The sequence below is a fragment of the Rhizobium sp. BK379 genome (genome assembly GCF_014193955.1).
Taxonomy (GTDB): Bacteria; Pseudomonadota; Alphaproteobacteria; order Rhizobiales; family Rhizobiaceae; genus Rhizobium.
On sequence record NZ_JACIAD010000001.1, the window covers coordinates 790,311 to 807,175 of the forward strand.

The 16,865-nt window shown below is 61.2% G+C and carries 13 protein-coding genes; 5 read left to right on the forward strand and 8 right to left on the reverse strand.

Going from position 1 to position 16,865, the window contains the following annotated elements; genetic code table 11:
* The first annotated feature begins 203 nt into the window (after positions 1-203).
* The gene (locus tag FHT93_RS04040; protein WP_183846199.1) at positions 204-2,543 is read left to right on the forward strand and encodes a calcium-binding protein; all 2,340 of its coding nucleotides are present in this window, start codon (positions 204-206) and stop codon (positions 2,541-2,543) included.
* A gap of 98 nt (positions 2,544-2,641) precedes the next feature.
* Here the strand turns inward: FHT93_RS04040 and FHT93_RS04045 are convergent, their stop codons facing one another.
* Together FHT93_RS04045 and FHT93_RS04050 are read right to left on the reverse strand one after the other, a co-directional pair.
* On the reverse strand, positions 2,642-3,214 hold the full coding sequence (locus FHT93_RS04045) for an EF-hand domain-containing protein (RefSeq protein ID WP_183846201.1): 573 nt from the start codon (positions 3,212-3,214) through the stop codon (positions 2,642-2,644).
* Positions 3,215-3,361: 147 nt separating this feature from the next.
* Complete coding sequence (locus tag FHT93_RS04050; protein ID WP_183846203.1) at positions 3,362-4,288, reverse strand: LysR family transcriptional regulator; 927 nt, start codon at positions 4,286-4,288, stop codon at positions 3,362-3,364.
* 260 nt (positions 4,289-4,548) lie between these two features.
* Here FHT93_RS04050 and FHT93_RS04055 point away from each other — a divergent pair, with 260 nt between their 5' ends.
* Together FHT93_RS04055 and FHT93_RS04060 are read left to right on the forward strand one after the other, a co-directional pair.
* Positions 4,549-5,847 (forward strand): ATP-binding protein, encoded by a 1,299-nt coding sequence (locus tag FHT93_RS04055; protein WP_183846205.1) that lies wholly within the window; start codon positions 4,549-4,551, stop codon positions 5,845-5,847.
* A gap of 142 nt (positions 5,848-5,989) precedes the next feature.
* Positions 5,990-6,568, forward strand: coding sequence for a TIGR00730 family Rossman fold protein (locus tag FHT93_RS04060; RefSeq protein ID WP_183846207.1), 579 nt, complete (start codon positions 5,990-5,992; stop codon positions 6,566-6,568).
* Between the two features lie 140 nt (positions 6,569-6,708).
* Here FHT93_RS04060 and FHT93_RS04065 read toward each other — a convergent pair whose 3' ends face one another.
* The 3 genes from FHT93_RS04065 to FHT93_RS04075 form a co-directional block, all read right to left on the reverse strand.
* Positions 6,709-8,001 (reverse strand): hypothetical protein, encoded by a 1,293-nt coding sequence (locus FHT93_RS04065; protein ID WP_183846209.1) that lies wholly within the window; start codon positions 7,999-8,001, stop codon positions 6,709-6,711.
* Between the two features lie 128 nt (positions 8,002-8,129).
* Entirely contained in the window at positions 8,130-9,293 is a 1,164-nt protein-coding gene (locus FHT93_RS04070; RefSeq protein ID WP_183846211.1) for a M20 aminoacylase family protein, read from the reverse strand.
* Positions 9,294-9,558: 265 nt separating this feature from the next.
* Positions 9,559-10,134, reverse strand: a complete 576-nt coding sequence (locus FHT93_RS04075; RefSeq protein ID WP_183846213.1) for a DUF308 domain-containing protein — start codon at positions 10,132-10,134, stop codon at positions 9,559-9,561.
* Positions 10,135-10,288: 154 nt separating this feature from the next.
* On the opposite strand from FHT93_RS04075, the gene FHT93_RS04080 reads away from it, so the two are divergent.
* Complete coding sequence (locus FHT93_RS04080) at positions 10,289-10,861, forward strand: TetR/AcrR family transcriptional regulator (RefSeq protein WP_183846215.1); 573 nt, start codon at positions 10,289-10,291, stop codon at positions 10,859-10,861.
* 67 nt (positions 10,862-10,928) lie between these two features.
* Here FHT93_RS04080 and FHT93_RS04085 read toward each other — a convergent pair whose 3' ends face one another.
* Both FHT93_RS04085 and FHT93_RS04090 read right to left on the reverse strand, forming a co-directional pair.
* Positions 10,929-12,689, reverse strand: a complete 1,761-nt coding sequence (locus FHT93_RS04085; RefSeq protein ID WP_183846217.1) for an adenylate/guanylate cyclase domain-containing protein — start codon at positions 12,687-12,689, stop codon at positions 10,929-10,931.
* A 244-nt stretch (positions 12,690-12,933) separates the two neighbouring features.
* Positions 12,934-13,443, reverse strand: coding sequence for a hypothetical protein (locus FHT93_RS04090; protein ID WP_113117329.1), 510 nt, complete (start codon positions 13,441-13,443; stop codon positions 12,934-12,936).
* Positions 13,444-14,515: 1,072 nt separating this feature from the next.
* On the opposite strand from FHT93_RS04090, the gene FHT93_RS04095 reads away from it, so the two are divergent.
* A complete protein-coding gene (locus tag FHT93_RS04095) occupies positions 14,516-16,366 on the forward strand; it encodes a heavy metal translocating P-type ATPase (protein ID WP_246781578.1) in 1,851 nt (616 codons plus the stop codon).
* Positions 16,367-16,376: 10 nt separating this feature from the next.
* On the opposite strand, the gene FHT93_RS04100 is transcribed toward FHT93_RS04095, so the two are convergent.
* Positions 16,377-16,850 (reverse strand): nucleoside deaminase, encoded by a 474-nt coding sequence (locus tag FHT93_RS04100; RefSeq protein ID WP_112546631.1) that lies wholly within the window; start codon positions 16,848-16,850, stop codon positions 16,377-16,379.
* Between the last annotated feature and the right edge of the window lie 15 nt (positions 16,851-16,865).

Genomic DNA, 16,865 nt, shown 5'->3' on the forward strand with positions numbered 1-16,865 from the left:
ACCGCCTTCCGAAGAGACCCCCGAAGGAACCGCTGTGCCGTTGCGAGGTGCTGGGCTCGCCGCCTGGCTGCCGCCGTTCTCTTTTGAAAATTATCCGGACTGTCGGGTAATCTTCAAAAAAGAACGGTATGGTAGCAATACGGATCGGATCTGCAGCACCCCATTCATTCATTCGGTTACTATCTGTCTGAGGAGGAAGGTAAATGCCGTTTGCGGAATCTCAGGTCAACACATTCACGGTCAATTCTCAGTACAGTACTGTGACCACCCAGCTACCGGGCGGCGGATGGGTGATCACATGGGCCTCCACCATGGAGGATGGCAGCGGTACCGGCGTCTACCAGCAGGTCTTCGACGCCACAGGCTCCCCCTCCGGTCCTGAAACCCGAGTCAACACCATCGTCGAGGGCAATCAGGAGATGCCGGCCATCGCCGCCCTTGCCGATGGCGGTTGGGTCATTACCTGGGGAGACCAGGGCATCTCCACGCCTGGGGTCTATCAGCAGGCATTCAACGCTGATGGTACGCCGCGCGGCAACGAGACCCAGGTCAACACCTATGAAGGCGGGGGACAGGGGCTACGGTCGGTCATGGGGCTTTCTGACGGAGGCTGGGTCGTCAGCTGGCTGTCGGTAGGCCAGGGCGGGACCTATCAGCAGGCCTTCGCCGCCGACGGCTCCAAGGTCGGTGGAGAGACCCTTACAAACGCCAGTTCGATGGCGCCGCTCGATGGCGGCGGCTGGGTCGTTACTGGGACCCTGCAGGACGGTTCGCAAACCGGCATATTCCAGCAGATCTACAATGCCGACGGCACGCCGCACGGCGGGCAAACCCCCGTCAATACCTACACCGATTCCTATCAGGGCAGCCCGACGGTGGTGACACGTGACGGCGGCTGGGTCGTCATCTGGGGATCCAATGGCCAGGACGGTTCGAGCGGCGGGATCTATCAGCAGGCCTACAATGCCGATGGAACACGGTTCGGCACCGAGACACGCGTCAATACCACAACCGACGGCAACCAGGGCTACCATACCTCCGCCGCATTGGACGGCGGCGGCTGGGTGGTGATCTGGCTCTCGGGCGACGCCCACATGATGCAGCAGGCCTACAATGCGAACGGGACGCCACAAGGCGTCGAGACCCAGGTCGATACCGACGGCATGTATGCCTCGAACCAGAAGGTGACGGCTCTTTCCGATGGCGGCTGGGTGGTGACCTGGACGGTGATCGGCAGTTCGGAGACCTTCTATCACGTCTATCAGCAGGCGTTTAATGCCGACGGGACGAAAAACGGCGACGAGACGCTCCTCAACACGCTGACCCATACCTACAAGGATATGCCCCAGGTGGCAGCACTCGATGACGGCGGTTGGATCGTCAGCTGGGCGTCCGACAGTGATTACAACGACGTCAACGGATATAATGACGGCATCTTCCAGGTCCGTTTCGATACCGACGCCCATGCGGTGGAGATTCCCGGCAGTCGCATCTACGGCACCTATCCCGACAAGAACCTGGTCGGCACACCCGCAGACGACGCCATCTACGCAAGCTCCGGCAATGACACGCTGACAGGCCTTGCCGGCAACGATCACCTGGACGGAGGATACGGCCACGACCGGATGACGGGTGGCCTCGGCAACGACACCTACGTCGTCGACACCGCTGCCGACAGGGTGATCGAGCTGGCGGGCCAAGGTACCGACACGATCCTTGCGCAGGTGAGTTACTCGCTTGGGGCTAATGTCGAGAACCTCGCCTTCGTCGCGGAAGGCAATCTCTACGGAAGCGGCAACGCGCTCGACAACGTCATGACGGGCAACAGCGGCAACAATAGTCTCGGCGGCGCAGCGGGTAGCGACACGCTTTCCGGTCTCGACGGCAACGACTATCTCGATGGCGGCGCCGGCAATGACACGCTCTACGGCGGCTCCGGCGATGACATACTCGCTGGCGGCACCGGCGACGACACCATGGATGGCGGAGCTGGAAACGACAAGTACAAGGTCGACAGCGCCGGCGACGTCGTCCACGACACCGGCGACGACCCCTCGTATTTCACCGATATCATCTATTCCACCGCCGAGACCTATTCGCTCGCCGGAACGGGAGCCGAGAGCCTGATCCTCCAGGCGGGCGCCGTGACCGGTATCGGCGATGCCGGCAACAACCAGATAACAGGCAATGCCGCGGCCAACACGATTGTCAGCGGCGGCGGCAGTGACGGCCTGGCCGGCGGCGGCGGCGCCGATACTTTCGTCCTTGCCGCACCGAGCCCATCGAACTTCGTTTTCATCGGCGATTTCGGCGCGGACGACTTCCTGTCGTTCACGTCCAGCGACTTCCAGGGCATGACGGCATCCACGCTGGATTACCATGTCGGCAAAACAGCCATCGGCACGGACGCGCAGTTCTACTTCAACACGTCCGACCGCACGCTCTATTGGGACGATGACGGCACCGGAGGAGACGGCGCCGTCGGCATTGCCATGCTGAACGGAGCCTATGTCCTCCAGTCCGGCGACTTCCTGTTCGCCTGACGGGCGTCGACCACGGCAGGAAGGGCCTTTCTGTTGCCAAGGGACGAGCGGTTCAGCGACCGCTCGCCCTTTTGTCACCTTTACCCGGCCGCAGCAGGTTATTTGAACTCGTCATAAAGCGAGAGCAGCGAGGCCTGCACGGCGATCGTCGTCTTGATCGTTTCCGCCATTGCCGGCTTCTTGCTTTCTACGTCGATGGCATCCTGGAAATTCTGCAGCGTCTCCTTGGAAGCCTCCAGGGCCTGCGTCCGGATGCGCTCGACCATGTCGGCATCGAGATGGCCGACCTTGAGCGGCAAAAGGATCTTCAGCCCCTCGATGATCTCATCCTTGTCGATTGCCCCCTTGCCGGCGGGATCGAAGGTCGACCAGCGGTCTTCGGCGGCATCGATATCGAAGATCCTGTTGTCGGCATCGGCAAGCCGCTTTTGAGCGGCCATGTATTCGTCCTTGCTCATCATCCCGTCACCATCGATATCGGCGTCGTCCAGCGTTTGCTGGGCGGTGCGATCGTAGAGGTCGGCCAGCAACTGGTCGTCCGATTTTGCAGGAAGCGCGTTCGCCGCTTCCCCTGATGTCTTCTCGTATTTCTCCTCGCCGAAAACGGAAACGGCGACCCTGGGCATGGCATTGAAAACGCTGCGGACTGAATTATCGGAACCGACGATCACGGTGTCTCATCCTTCTGTTTGGCGTGTTGATGCGCGCAAACTGGAAAGCGGAGCTTGCATGAAACTGGCCGAAAACCTGTGTCGGCGCCTTGTGTTATAACGGTAACGAAATTCCCGAAACTGCAGCGCCCGGGACGGGAGGGCGGTCTATTCTCCCGCCTGCAGAGCCGGGGGATAGGCGGCACTGCCCTCCCCGCCGAGCCGCTCCAGCATGATCTCGATCAGCGCCCGCACCTTGGCCGGCACATGCGGCCCTGGCGGGCGCACCACGTAGATCGCGCCCTCGTCCAGATAGTATTCGACCAGCAGCGGCACGAGCGTGCCCTTGCGGATCTCGTCGGAGACGATGAAGGACGGCAGCTCCGCCACGCCGAGCCCGGCAATCGTCCAGCCCAGGTGCACCTCGGCATTATCGGTCAGAAGCCGTCCATTCGGGCGGATCGACACGATGCGCTTGCCGGCACGGAACTTCCATTCCGGAATATGGCGCCCAGAATAGATGATGCAGTCATGCGAAAGCAGGTCTTCGGGCTTCTCGGGGCGGCCGTTGCGGGCAAGATAATCGGGGCTGGCGACGATGAAGGGCCTGACCGGCGCGATGCGGCGCGCGATCAGCGAGGGATCGCGCAGCTCGAAGAGCCGGATCGCCGCATCATAATGTTCGCTGATGAGGTCGACAGCGCGCTCGGAGAAGGAGACATCGATCTCGAGGCGCGGATGGCGGCCGGCAAGCTCGGTCAGGATGGGACCGAGATAGCGCTGTCCGAAGGCAAGCGGTGCGGCGAGCCTCAGACGCCCGGTAACATCGCCGCCGGCATAGGTGGCGACCGCATCCCGCGCCTCCTCGAGTTCGGCGAGAATACGCCCGCAGCGCGCCTTGAATTCGAGCCCGGCCTCCGTGGCGCTGATGCCGCGCGTGCTGCGGTTGATCAGCCGCGCCCCAAGATCAGTCTCCATGCGCGCGATGCGCCGGCTGACGATCGACTTGGACACGCCGAGGCTCTGGGCGGCGCGATTGAAACCGCCGCTTTCGACCACCGCCACGAAGCTTCTGATATCATCCAGGTCGATCATCTATGTTCCACTGAGCGCAACACCCTGTTGCCGGAAGCGGGCATTGTGCCACCCTTTGCCCCGCTTTACCTTGGCTTCGACTCTATTCAGCCTGATGGCTACTATCATGACCGATATGGTGCCGCCAATGGCGGCCGCAGGTGGATGCGCGCCCGCAGAACGCGCGCGCCCGCAACGAAGAGGCATTGTCTCGGACAAACTATTGCACCCGCCGGAACATCCGGCCTGAAACATAGTGGCTGAGCGTATAGGAAGGGCAAATGGCCGACACGCCGATAGCGCGGAACATCGCTGCTCGATGGGATGACGCCAGACATGGCGAGCGCTCTGTCGCGCAGCCGCCGATCGTCGTCATCCAAGGCGGCGCTAACGGCGATCTGCCGGCAAGGCGTGCGCGCAGCGAGACGCACGCTACAGCCCTGATCCATCATCTTCCGGTCCCGGTCCTGCAGCTCGATCCCACGAGCCTCTGGGCACTGCTTTCCGGATCGAAGGCCAGGGGCGATGCCGAGCACTTTCTCACGGCGGGCATTTCGCAGGCAGGTCTTTTCGTCAGCGACGCCAACGAGATGGCCGTTTCCCTTTTGCAGGCATCCTCGTGCGACGACCTGCAGGGGCCGGCAAGCTATCTGTTTGCCCTATCGCCCCAGACCGGCAGGAGGCTGATGCGCGCATGGTTCGAGGGGACGAAGCTCTTCTCGGAGGTGATGAAGATGCGCAGCTTCAAGGGCGCCATGCTGGATGTCAAACTGTCGGTCACCTTCCCCTCGGCCGAAAGTCCCGAACCGCTGCTCATCGTGCTTACGGATATCACCGATCGGAGACAACCCGGCGAGCGCGAGGCCGACCCGCTGCATACGGCGCGGCTCTCCATGCTCGGCAGGCTCGCGACTTCGATTGCCCATGAGGTCAACCAGCCGCTTGCCGCGATCGTCACCGACTGCGAAACCGCAAGGCTGCATCTGTCACGCGACGAGCCGAACATCACCAAGCTCAAGGAGATTGCCGCGCGCATGGCGGCGAGCGCCCATAGGGCGAGCGAAATCGTCAAGCACGTCCGCGGCATGGCAAGCGGCCAGGCGACGATACGAAAGCCGCTCGACCTCAATGAGATCATTGGGGATGCGCTGTCCTTCGTCCGCCACGAGACCGATATGCACGCGATCCGCATTTCGGCCGCCTGCACTCCCGGCCTGTCCGCCTTCCTCGGCGACCGCATCCAGATGCAGCAGGTTGTCGTCAACCTGCTCCTCAATGCCATCGAGGCCGTCGTCAGCAGTGGCAAGCGGCCGCGCCGCATCGAGATTGCCACCAGCGCGTCGGGCCAGAGGATACACTTCTCCGTCCGCGACAGCGGCGACGGCATATCAGCCGTCGATCTCGGGCGGATATTCGACTGCTTCTACACCACGAAACAGGACGGCGTCGGCGTCGGCCTCTCCATCTGCCAGTCCATCATCCTCGACCACGGCGGCGATATCAGCGCCGCCAACCACAATGGCGGCGGCGCCCTTTTCTCCGTCTCGCTGCCGGTGGCCGCAACTGAGACCGATCGGTAGGCCCAACGCCGGCGTCGCACTGATACTGCAGATCGAAGTTGTGCATATCGGCACTGATGCCGGACCGAGCCTCCTGACCGCTTTCCTTTGCTGCGACTGGCCGCTATTGCGTGTCAGCTAAAACACAGGAAGGCGACCGATCATGACACGCTCCATCAAGTCCATCGCGGTATTCTGCGGATCGAACTTCGGCGCAACGGACGATTTCGCCGATGGCGCCCGCGCGCTTGGCCGGGCCATGGCGAGCGAGGGCATCGGCCTCGTCTATGGCGGAACGACCAAGGGCCTGATGGGCGTCGTCGCCGATGCAGTGCTCGAGGCCGGCGGCACGGCGCATGGCGTCATCACCGAAAGCCTGCATCAGCGCGGCCATTCGCACCCGAAGCTCACGACGGATGAAATCACGCCGACCCTGCGCCTGCGCAAACAGCGCATGGCCGAGCTCGCCGACGCCTTCATCGCGCTGCCCGGCGGCATCGGCACGATCGAGGAACTGATGGAGGTCTGGACGATGAACCAGCTCTCCGAGATCGATAAACCCGTCGGCCTGTTGAATTCTGCGGGCTTCTTCGATGCCTTTCTCAAGTTCATCGACCACATGGTGGAGACGAAATTCCTGCCGCCGGCGCATCGCTATTCGATTTCGGTCAATGCGGATGCGGGCGGACTGATTGGAGACCTGAGGGCGTTTCAGCGGGTCGACGTGCCCAAGTGGTTGTGAGGGACATTGCCGTCGACACCTTCGTTTGCTTCATGCCACACCTCGGCCTAAAAAGTCACCGCCATGGGTCGGCGAAGATCCTACCTATTGCGTGATCGAAGCATCGATCCTGAGCGAAGCCACGGCGTGACAGCTTCGAGCTACTTCCCGATCTCTTGTCCATATTTCATGACATCAGTCATGGTCGGCGGCTCGATCGTTTCAGGGCCGTGACCGGGCGCCCTTCTGAACATTGCTTCAAGCAAGGCACCCCGATCCTGCACTTGAGCAACATCCTGTTTGACCAAAAACAGATAGGTGTTGAGCATTGTTACGCGCTGGCGAGCATCATCCATGAGGAGCATCGATCGCATGTTAAAACGCACTATGAGTTTTATAGCCCAGATTATCGCACCAATCGGAACACCAAGAAGGAGCAGCCTACCTGCAGCAATCACAGTAGCCGTTACCCCCGTGGTTTGACTGTCGGATGCAATAATCGAGCCTTCTATCAATTTCACCAAATCAAGTATTTCATTTCGCCCTGCATAGGCGCCTACCGGAAGCCCAATAAGAATTGCCAGCAAAACAAACAGCGAGCCTCCATAGCTGATGGATGCCCATTTCGCGTGGGCACCCCAAAGCGCTTGTGTCTCCTTCAATCCTAGTTGCTCGCGAAGAGCAGTCGAGGCTGATGCGATTCTGCCCTTAACGTCGGAGAACTCCTTCTCCGAATTAGACATATCCTGTCGAAGGGAATCTCGATCCTGAGACACCGCCTCGAACTGCACTTTGAGCGTTGCCAGATCAGCTCTTAATTTCTCCGATGACGCAACTGCATCATCGATACGCATGTTAAGACCAGCAGCTCGGCTTTCTGCGTATCTCACTTGCCGATGAGACGCGTCGATCATTCCAAGTTGGGTCGCGGCCATACGAACCCTTGCTCGAACAAAGTCTGGAAAGCCATCATCGTAGGAATTCAAGACATAGACAAAAGCGTTGAGGTATGCCGCCAAAAGCGTCGCTACGAGGTCAACCAGAAATGCGGTCCTCGCTGGATCAACCGATGGCGGACTTTCGAGACGAGTGATGAGCTCATCGAACTCGCGTTCAAGCAAAATGGGTGTCAAACTTTTGAAGACGGGCTTGGGATCAACGTCGGCGGTCTGCGTATATTGTTCGATCGAGAGTCTTTGCATCACATGCGGAGCGATATCATCGCGCAATCGGTTCACCGTTCCAGAATATGGATTGGTTCCGCCGATACTGATGCCCTGACCTAAGGACCACAGATGGTTAGCAAAGCGTCGATGCACATCGTTTTGTTCGGTTCGAATGACATTGAGCGCAACGCTCGCACTTGAACCAATTGGAGTCGAACTCGTCAACTCACGGCGAGCGAAGAAGAGAACAATCAATTCCATTTGATCGGCAGAAAGACCCCAATCCATCGAAGCCCCCAAAGCAAACTAGCTCAATATAGTTGCGACAGCAAACAGTAAACTCAACCATCAGGATAGATTCAAGAAAGGTGGACACTTTGGACGATTGAACTTCCGATCCTCTTCATTAGTCCACCTCAGCGTCCCCCAAGCTCCTGCCCGACCAGCGACATCCAGTAGCGCACCCCATGCGCAATCGCCTTGTCGTTGAAATCATAGGCCGGGTGGTGCAGACCCGCGCTATCCCCGTTGCCGATCAGGATCATCGCGCCCGGCCGTTTCTCCAGCATGTAGGAGAAATCCTCCGCGCCCATCGACTGCACGTAGGTCGCTTCCACCCGCTCCTCGCCGGCTACCCGCGCAGCCGCCGCAACGATGGCTGATGTCCTGCCGGCATCATTGACCGTCACCGGGTAACCCGGCCGCCAGTCGATCTCGGCTTCCGTCTCGAACAGCTTCGCCGTGCCGTGCACGATCTCGCGGAACCGCTGCTCGACGGCCTTGCGCGTATCCGCCTGCATGGTGCGGATCGTGCCGCCGAGGCGCACGGAAGCGGGAATGACGTTCAGCGCCTTGTCGTTGCCGGCTTCCGAGAAGGTGACGGAAACGACGACGGGATCGAAGGGATCGCTGAAGCGCGAGGCGATCGATTGCAGCGCAGTCACCATATGGGCGCTGACGAGAACGGGATCGCGGGTCATCTGCGGTGCTGCCGCATGCCCGCCCTTGCCGTTGATGGTGATGACGAAACGATCCGCACCCGCCATGAACGGTCCGGCGCGCGTGGCAAAGGAACCGATTTCCAGGCCCGGCTCGTTATGCATGCCGTAGACCTCGTCGATGCCGAAACGCTCAAGCAGCCCTTCCTCGATCATGACACGCGCACCGCCGCCGCCCTCTTCCGCCGGCTGGAAGATCAGCACGACCTTGCCGGAGAAATCCCGCTTCTCGACAAGACATTTTGCGGTGGCAAGCAGCATGGCCGTGTGCCCGTCATGACCGCAGGCATGCATCCGGTTGGCATTTTTCGAGGCATAGGGAAGATTGGTCTGCTCCGACATCGGCAGCGCATCCATGTCGCAGCGCAACGCAATCGTCTTGCCCGGCCCCTTCGAGCCCTCGATGACGGCGACGACGCCGGTCCTGGCAAGCCCGGTCGTGACGTCATCGCAGCCGAATTCCGCAAGCTTGCCGGCGACGAAGGCCGCCGTCTCGGGCAGATCGAACAGCAGCTCCGGATTCTGATGGATGTGCCGGCGCCAGCCCTTGGCCTCTTCGGCGACGGCTTCGATGGTGCTCATGATGATGTCCTCGTGATGGTGCGGCCGGGCGTGGGAAGCGGCGGCCGAAGGTGGGGTGGCGCAAGATTAGCCGCTGAGGGGGCGGTTTGCCAACCGGGGTGCGAGAGAACCGACAATCGTCTATCGACATCTCCTCGAATGAAGAGCTTGCTTTGGGCACTCACGCAACCGTCGACTTTGGAATCCAACGGAAACGATGGCATGGGCGGCTCTCCGCGCCCATGCCATCGAAGCATTCTCTCATTCCGGCTGGGGCTGGCGCGCCTCACCCCTGCACGCTCGCCTTCCGATAGGCCGCAACGGTCATCCACACCGCCGACAGCAGGAAATAGAAGGCGCCAAACCCGGCATAGGGCGCAATGTCGAGAATGCTCGGCACCGCGGTCCCATAGGCCCGGCTGATCATGAAGCCGCCGGCGAGCGTCGATTGCGCGCCGCTGAGGATCATCACCCACTGCGCGCCGTAAATGCGCCAGCGCCGCACAGCCGCCGAAAGCTGCAGCAGGCCGGAGAAGATCGCCCAGATGCCGAAGACGGCGAGCACGGCGTAGGTGCTATCAAGCACGGCGATGATGACGGCGAGCGTAGTGATTGAGCTGACGGCAACGTTGAAGGTCTGTGCGGGGTTCGCCTTCAGTCCACCATTCGAGCGGGCGTCCACGAGGTTCGCCACCGCATCCCAGGCCGGATAGATGACGAGCAGCACCGACGCGAGCGCCGATTGGCTTCCCGACAGACTGGCCGCAAGAATGGCGGCGATGATCCAGCCGATCGAGAACAGCGCGCGGACGAAATAGTAGGATCGCAACCAGCTCGATTGCGCGGAAGATTGGTTTTGCATGACAGGCTCCTTGTTTTGTCTTCCTACTAGTAGGTAGATAACTCCGGAGAGTCAATCGCCAAACGCGCCGCCCGCTGTCATGATGAACACAAGCGCGTGAGCGAGCCCGCAGCGCCAGCTTGACGCTTTGCCTACCGGCAGATAGGCAAGCTGCATGGAACAGACGACTTCGGAAAAGATCCTCGATATAGCGCAGTCCCTCGTCGTGGCGGGAGGCTATAACGGCTTCAGCTATGCCGATATTTCCGAGGCGGTCGGCATCCGCAAGGCAAGCATCCACCACCATTTCCCCACCAAGGCCGAGCTCGTGCAGGTCCTGGTCGATCGCTATGCGCAGCGCGCCGAATCCGGCCTGAACTCGCTGCGCGAGCACGTCCCCGGCCCTGTCGATCAGTTGCAGGCCTATGTGAACTACTGGCAGAAATGCATTCTCGATGCCACGGAGCCATTCTGCGTCTGCGCCATGCTCGCGGCCGAAATGCAGATGCTGCCGGAGCCGGTCGCAGCCAATGTGCGCCGGCATTTCGAGAACCTGGCCGCCTGGCTGACCTCGGTGCTGAAGGCCGGCGCAGAGCAGAAGCTCTTCCGGCTCGCCAGATCGCCCGAGGAGGAAGCGCAGATCCTGATGGCCTCCGTCCATGGCGCCATGCTGTCGGCCCGCGCTCTCGGCGAGCCCAGCCTCTTTGCCGCGATCGTCGGCCCGCAGCTCGCCCGGCTCAAGGCCTAGAGGCACTCGCGGCCTGCGCCGATCTTTGGAGACGGGCTGCGGCAGTCAGATGCAGCCCGGGCGATCGTCATCTCAGCGAGAGCGATTTCTTCCGCGCCGCGGGCTTGCGCGGCGTCAACGGCAGGCCGGCATCGCAATTGCGCGCCACCAGCGTTTCGGTGACGGATTCGTCCGCATAGGTTTCCTGCATCCGGATATAGACCGCCGACAGGGTCGGATCGAGCGAGAGCGCTTGCCGGACCAGGGATTCGGCCCTGTCGGCATTGCCGCAAGCCATGCTGGCGGCAACCTGGTAGAGCGACTTGCGCCTGGTCTGGAACGGCAGCGTCACGGCAACGCGCATCATCTCTTCGAAACGTTCCAGCGCATATAGCGCCGCCACCCGCTCCTCGGTGATCCAGACCGGCAGGAAGGGATCGAGCGTTTCGGCGCGATCGAGCATTTCGAGGGCGCGCTCGGCCTCGCCGGCATAGACGTAGAAGGCAGCGCTGCGGCCGAGAATATAGGCGTCGTTCGGTGCGAGTTCATGGGCGCGGATGTGGTGATAGCGGGCCGAAACGAAGTCGCCCGATTTCATCTTGATCGCGCCCATGATGCGATGGGCTTCCGGGTCGGACGGGTCGAGGGCGAGCGCATGTGCAACCTGCTGTTCGGCCTTGTCCATGTCGAAGCTCGGCAGGTTGCTCCACGAGCAGACATGCATTGCGAAGGGACGGCCGAAACCGGGGTCGGCCACCATTGCCCGCTCGAACCAGCTCATCGCCTCGTGGATGTGAACATCCGCCACGCCCACCAGGCGGTGATGGTCGAGCCCGCGCAGGTAATATTCATAGGCCGTCATGTTCTCCGGCCGCTTCAGCCGTGCTGCCGCAAGTTCCGACTGTTCGATGCGTCCGGAGACCGTTGCCGCGACACGGGCGATGATCTCGTCCAGCACATCGAGCAATTCGCGAAACGGGCGCTTGATCCGGTCCGACCAGATGACGAGCCCCTCGCCCGTCTCGGTCAGCGCAATATTGACCCTGAGGTCCTCGCCCACCTGCCGGATCGAGCCGCTGATGACATAGCCGACGCCGAGAAGACGGCCGATCTCGACCGGGTCTTTCGTCGTCAGGGCGGCCGCCGCCGAGCGGGAACTGACGAACAACCCTTTCAGGCGGCTGAGTTCGAGCGTCAGGTCGTCGGTAATGCCCTCCGCCAGGAACCATTGATCCGCAACGTCGCCAGACGCCACGTCGAAGCGCGTCACCGCGATCGAGTTGGTCCGGGGAGACTGGGCGGCGCTGGGCGCGGAGCGCGTTGGAGCGAACTGATAGACGTGGCGGTCCACCAGTTCGGTGACCCGGTAGATCCGGATCGGCTCCAGAATCCCCTTCAGCCGTCTTTCGCCGATATCTTCGAACCCGCACGGCGAGACACGCCGCACCTGATCGTAAAGCAGCCCTGAAACGTCGATTGCGCCGGGTGGCGCGGACGCCTCGATGCGCGCGGCGATGTTCACGCCGTCGCCACGCAGGTCCGAGCCGACGACGACGACATCGGCAAGATGGAGGCCGAACCGCATGTCGCCGCCGCTCGCTCCGGGAAGCGCAGCGATCTCGGCGCGCGCCTCGATGGCGGACCGGAGCGCATTGACGGGACTGGCGAATTCCGCAAGCAGCGCATCCCCCGCCGTGCCGAACACACGGCCGTCATGGCGCTGGACGACGGTGCGAACCGTTTCGAGCACGGTATCGATCCGGGTAATCGCTCCCTCTTCATCTGTTTCCATCGCAGAAGTGGAGCCGACGAAATCCCCGACCATGATCGTGGCCAGCTTGCGCTGCATTCTCGATCCCTCCCGCAACAGAAGCCTGTGATGACGCAATGTAGCACATTAGCGGGCCTGGATGTTTTGCGATTGGCAATGCTTACGATTTGATGGCAAGCCGGTGAGACATTGGGCCGCTTCTGGCCCGAAACAGTCATTCGACGGTCCGACCATAAAAGGCGGATTCGCATCGCCTTTTCAGTCGATGAGGCCGCTTATGCAAGTTCTAGAAGGCGGACACTCGTCCTCGATGTCCAGCTACTTAGGATTGCCAAAGCGGCTCTACCCGCTCAATGCGATATCTCTTGTCAAATTCTTTGAGCACCATTTCCAGTGTTGCCTGGAAAGTACTCCGGTCGAACATCGTGGATTTAGGCTCATGAAGGTAGCGCCAATCGATGAACGCATCTTTGTGCTGGTACAGGACGTGACGAATACTGTAGTCAGTATGCAAGAAGTTGGGATGATATGGCGCCACTGATCTCTTGAACTCCGCGTCAAGTTTCTCCTGACTCTCGGGCTTAAGCTTATCAAACAGCTTCGCTAGGTCGTGCGATTTGGCAGTTTTCGGATCATCGAAGTCAAAAACGAACCACGCCTTGAGTGCCAGCTCCATCGACAGTGCCAGAAGCATAGGCTCCACGCCAACATGCACAAGTTGGCAAACACCATCGAGCTTTTCAACTTCTCGATCGGGGAAGCTTTGAGTCTTTAGCAAGATCCCTTTTGCGGCTTCGCCGATTTTTATGGCAGTCGATAGGCGAGCACTCATAAGAGGTCCTTTTGATTGATGCGACTTGATTTTGGAGACTGAGCGGAGCAATTGCAAGAAAGCTATCAACTAGGCCAAATGGCGCCGCGCGGCGACAATGCCAATCGTAGAGCAACTGGGGGTCGTCTTCAGGGCCTATCGGAAAGTGGATGGCGACCGAAAGTTGTGGCGTAAGTGGCGCAGCTGCCACGCGGCCAACTTGCGCCCTCATGTCGGCCACTTCGCTCTGTGGCGCTGCTCCCCAAAAGCTGCCGTTCGGGGCGCCTCTGGCCATGCCAGCAATCTAGATACGGAGCCTCAAAGCCAGCATATCGCATCGGAAATTAATGCGAAGGCATGCGCTTGGCCGCTTAAACGAATTGTGCCACCCCCATGAAAGTGCCAACCTTTATCTATGAACGTGACGCGGCGACAACACTATGTACGGCGACACTACCTTGAAGGATGGGCGAGCAGCGGCACCGTGGCGGTCGTGCGCAAAGATGGCGCTTCGTTTTCGACAAATCCTGCAAACATTGGGCAAGAGAGATTTTTACCGCCTCCCGGCAATAACTTTGGACGATGAACATTTCGCTCGGAAGATGATCGATGCTCCAGGGGGTAATCCGAGCTTAGTCAAACTCAACATGGGTTGGCTGGATGCCTTTGCTACGCCTTCCCGTTTGCGTAGGCTGCTTGAAGCGCGTGGTTTGATCGACGATGCGCTGGAAAAGGCGATCCGAGACGCCCTGACCTGGCGTAGTTGGCGATAATGCGTCGGTACTTACTACTCCCGTACGCCTAACGAACGGCAGCCATAGTCCCTTCTTGATCTAAAAACGGTCAGTCCTCTCGCGGCCCCAGATCGACCACATCTCCCTAGCTGAGCCCTCGTCCGCTTATAGCGCATAGTCGTCGTGCCCATCGGTCAGGCGCAGCTTGCGTGAGATCAAGGAAAAATCCGCTGACCGTGCCACATTCCCGGACGCATGACGGCGCCAGGCAACGAGTTCAAGCATCGATCCTGCGCACCCGAGAGGAAACACCCAGCGGAAATGGGAGGCGTGCGACCATGAGCGTTCCGGACGAGCCGATGGTTCAGCCCCGAATTCGCATTTCCGGCGAACCGCGCGCATGGATGCCCGACATCGGCTTGCGCTCGACAATCATGGCGGCGGCAGCAGTGGCCGGTCTGGCCGGTGCTTTCGTCCTCTTCCTGCTGGATTTCGGCTCGGCAAGCCGGCTGGCCCTTGCCGCAAGCACCTGTGTTGCCCTTGCCTTCCTGTTGATCGACATTGGTGCCAAGCTCCGAAACGGCGATTTTGGTCTTGACCTGATCGCAGCCCTTGCCATGGGCTCGACCCTCTGGTTCGGCGAATATCTCGCCGGGGCGATCGTCGCCCTCATGTATGCCGGCGGCCAGTTTCTGGAAGCCTATGCGCATCGGCGTGCCGACGAAGGCATGTCGGCCCTCTTGGCACAGGTGCCGCGCACCGCACTTCGCTTCATGGAAGACGGGCTGGAGGAAGTCCCCATTCCCGACATTGCGGTCGGCGATATGCTGATGATCCGCAGGGGCGATGTGATCCCTGCCGACGGTACTCTGATGTCGGAGAGTGCATCGATCGATCAATCCGTCCTGACCGGAGAAGCCTTTCCGGTGCACCTTGCCAAAGGTGCGCGGATCGAGAGCGGCGCCACCAATGCCGGAGACGCGGTCGAGATCAGGGTCGAAAGCCGCGCAGAAGACAGCACCTATTCCGGCATCGTCAAGCTGGTCGAGGCATCCCGGCGTTCGAAGGCGCGGATCGCGCGACTGGCCGATCGCTATGCGATCGCCTTTCTGCTCCTAACGCTGGCGATCGCGACCGGCGCCGCCATCCTGTCCGGCGACATGGCGCGCATCGTCGCGGTTCTGGTCGTCGCAACCCCCTGCCCGCTGATCCTCGCCGTTCCCGTGGCACTCGCGGCCGGAACCTCGAAGGCTGCCAAGGCGGGTGTGCTGGTCAAGGGCGCAGGCCCGCTGGAGATCCTGGCCGACGCCTCCGTCGCGGTCTTCGACAAGACCGGCACGCTGACGGCGGGCGATCCGGAAGTCGTCTCGATCGACGGGCCGGAAGGACCGGACAGGATCCTGCGTCTTGCCGCCTCGCTCGATCAGGCATCCTCGCATGTTGTCGGCCGCGCAATCGTCAGGGAAGCCCGGAGACGGCAGCTGGCGCTGTCACGTCCGACGGACGTATCGGAGCTTGCAGGCGCCGGCATTTCCGGGCTTGTCGACGGGATCAGGGTAAGCGTCGGCGGCGATAATTACTTCACGGCGGATGGCAGGCCCTCCCTTCCTCCTGAGAAAAAAGGCCGGATGCAGGCAAAGGTCTTCTTCGACGGACAGCTCGCCGGCGAAATCGGCTTCGAGGATCGGCTGCGCGGCGATGCGGTCGAGCTTGTCGGCAAGCTCCGCAAGCTGGGTGTCCGCCGGATCGTGCTTGCGAGCGGCGATGAGCGCAGCGTTGCCGCCGCCATTGCCGGTTCGCTGTCGCTGGATGCCGTGGAAGCGCGGCTCACGCCCGTTCAGAAGGTCGAGGTCGTCGCCAGGGAGCGCACAGCCGGAAGGGTCATGATGGTCGGCGACGGCGTCAACGATGCTCCGGCACTCGCAGCCGCAGATGTCGGCATCGCCGTCGGCGCCACCAATCTCGCGGCTGCGGCGGAGGCCGCCGATATCGTCCTGATCCGCAATGATCTGAACAGGATCGCCGCGGCAATCGAGATAGCCAGGCGCTCCCGCGCGATCGCCGTCCAGAGCATTTTCGCCGGCATCGGCCTCTCGCTCGTCGCCATGCTCTTCGCCGGCGCCGGTTTCCTGCCGCCGGTCACCGGCGCCATGCTGCAGGAAGCGATCGATGTGGCCGTGATCCTGAACGCGCTCAGGGCACTGCGCTAGATAGCGAGCCCTAAACCTTGCCCAGATGTTTCGGCCAGAATTCCTGATGGACTGCGGCGGCCTCCTCTTCGAGGTTCGTCGGTCCCTCGACGGTGACAATGCGCGCGCCGGTCTGCAGCACCGCCCGGCTCGGCACGTTCAACCCGATGCCGGCAATCTCGCCAAGCCGTACCTCCGAGCACGCAAATACCATTCGCCCGATGCCCGACCAGTAGATCGCCCCGGAGCACATCGCGCAGGGCTCCGTGCTGGTGTAGAGCGTGCAGTCGGCAAGATAGGCAGTGTCGTAGTGCTTTGCCGCCAGTTTGACGAGGTTCATCTCGGCATGGTTCGTCATGTCGTGGCCGGTAAAGACGCTGTTTTCAGCGCGAAGGATGACTTCGCCATCCCTCACCAGCACCGACCCGAACGGCTCGTCGCCGTTTTCCATGGCGGATTTCGAAAGCGCAATCGCCTCACGTAAAAAGGCCTCGTGGTTTTCCATCAGCGTCTCCCCCAA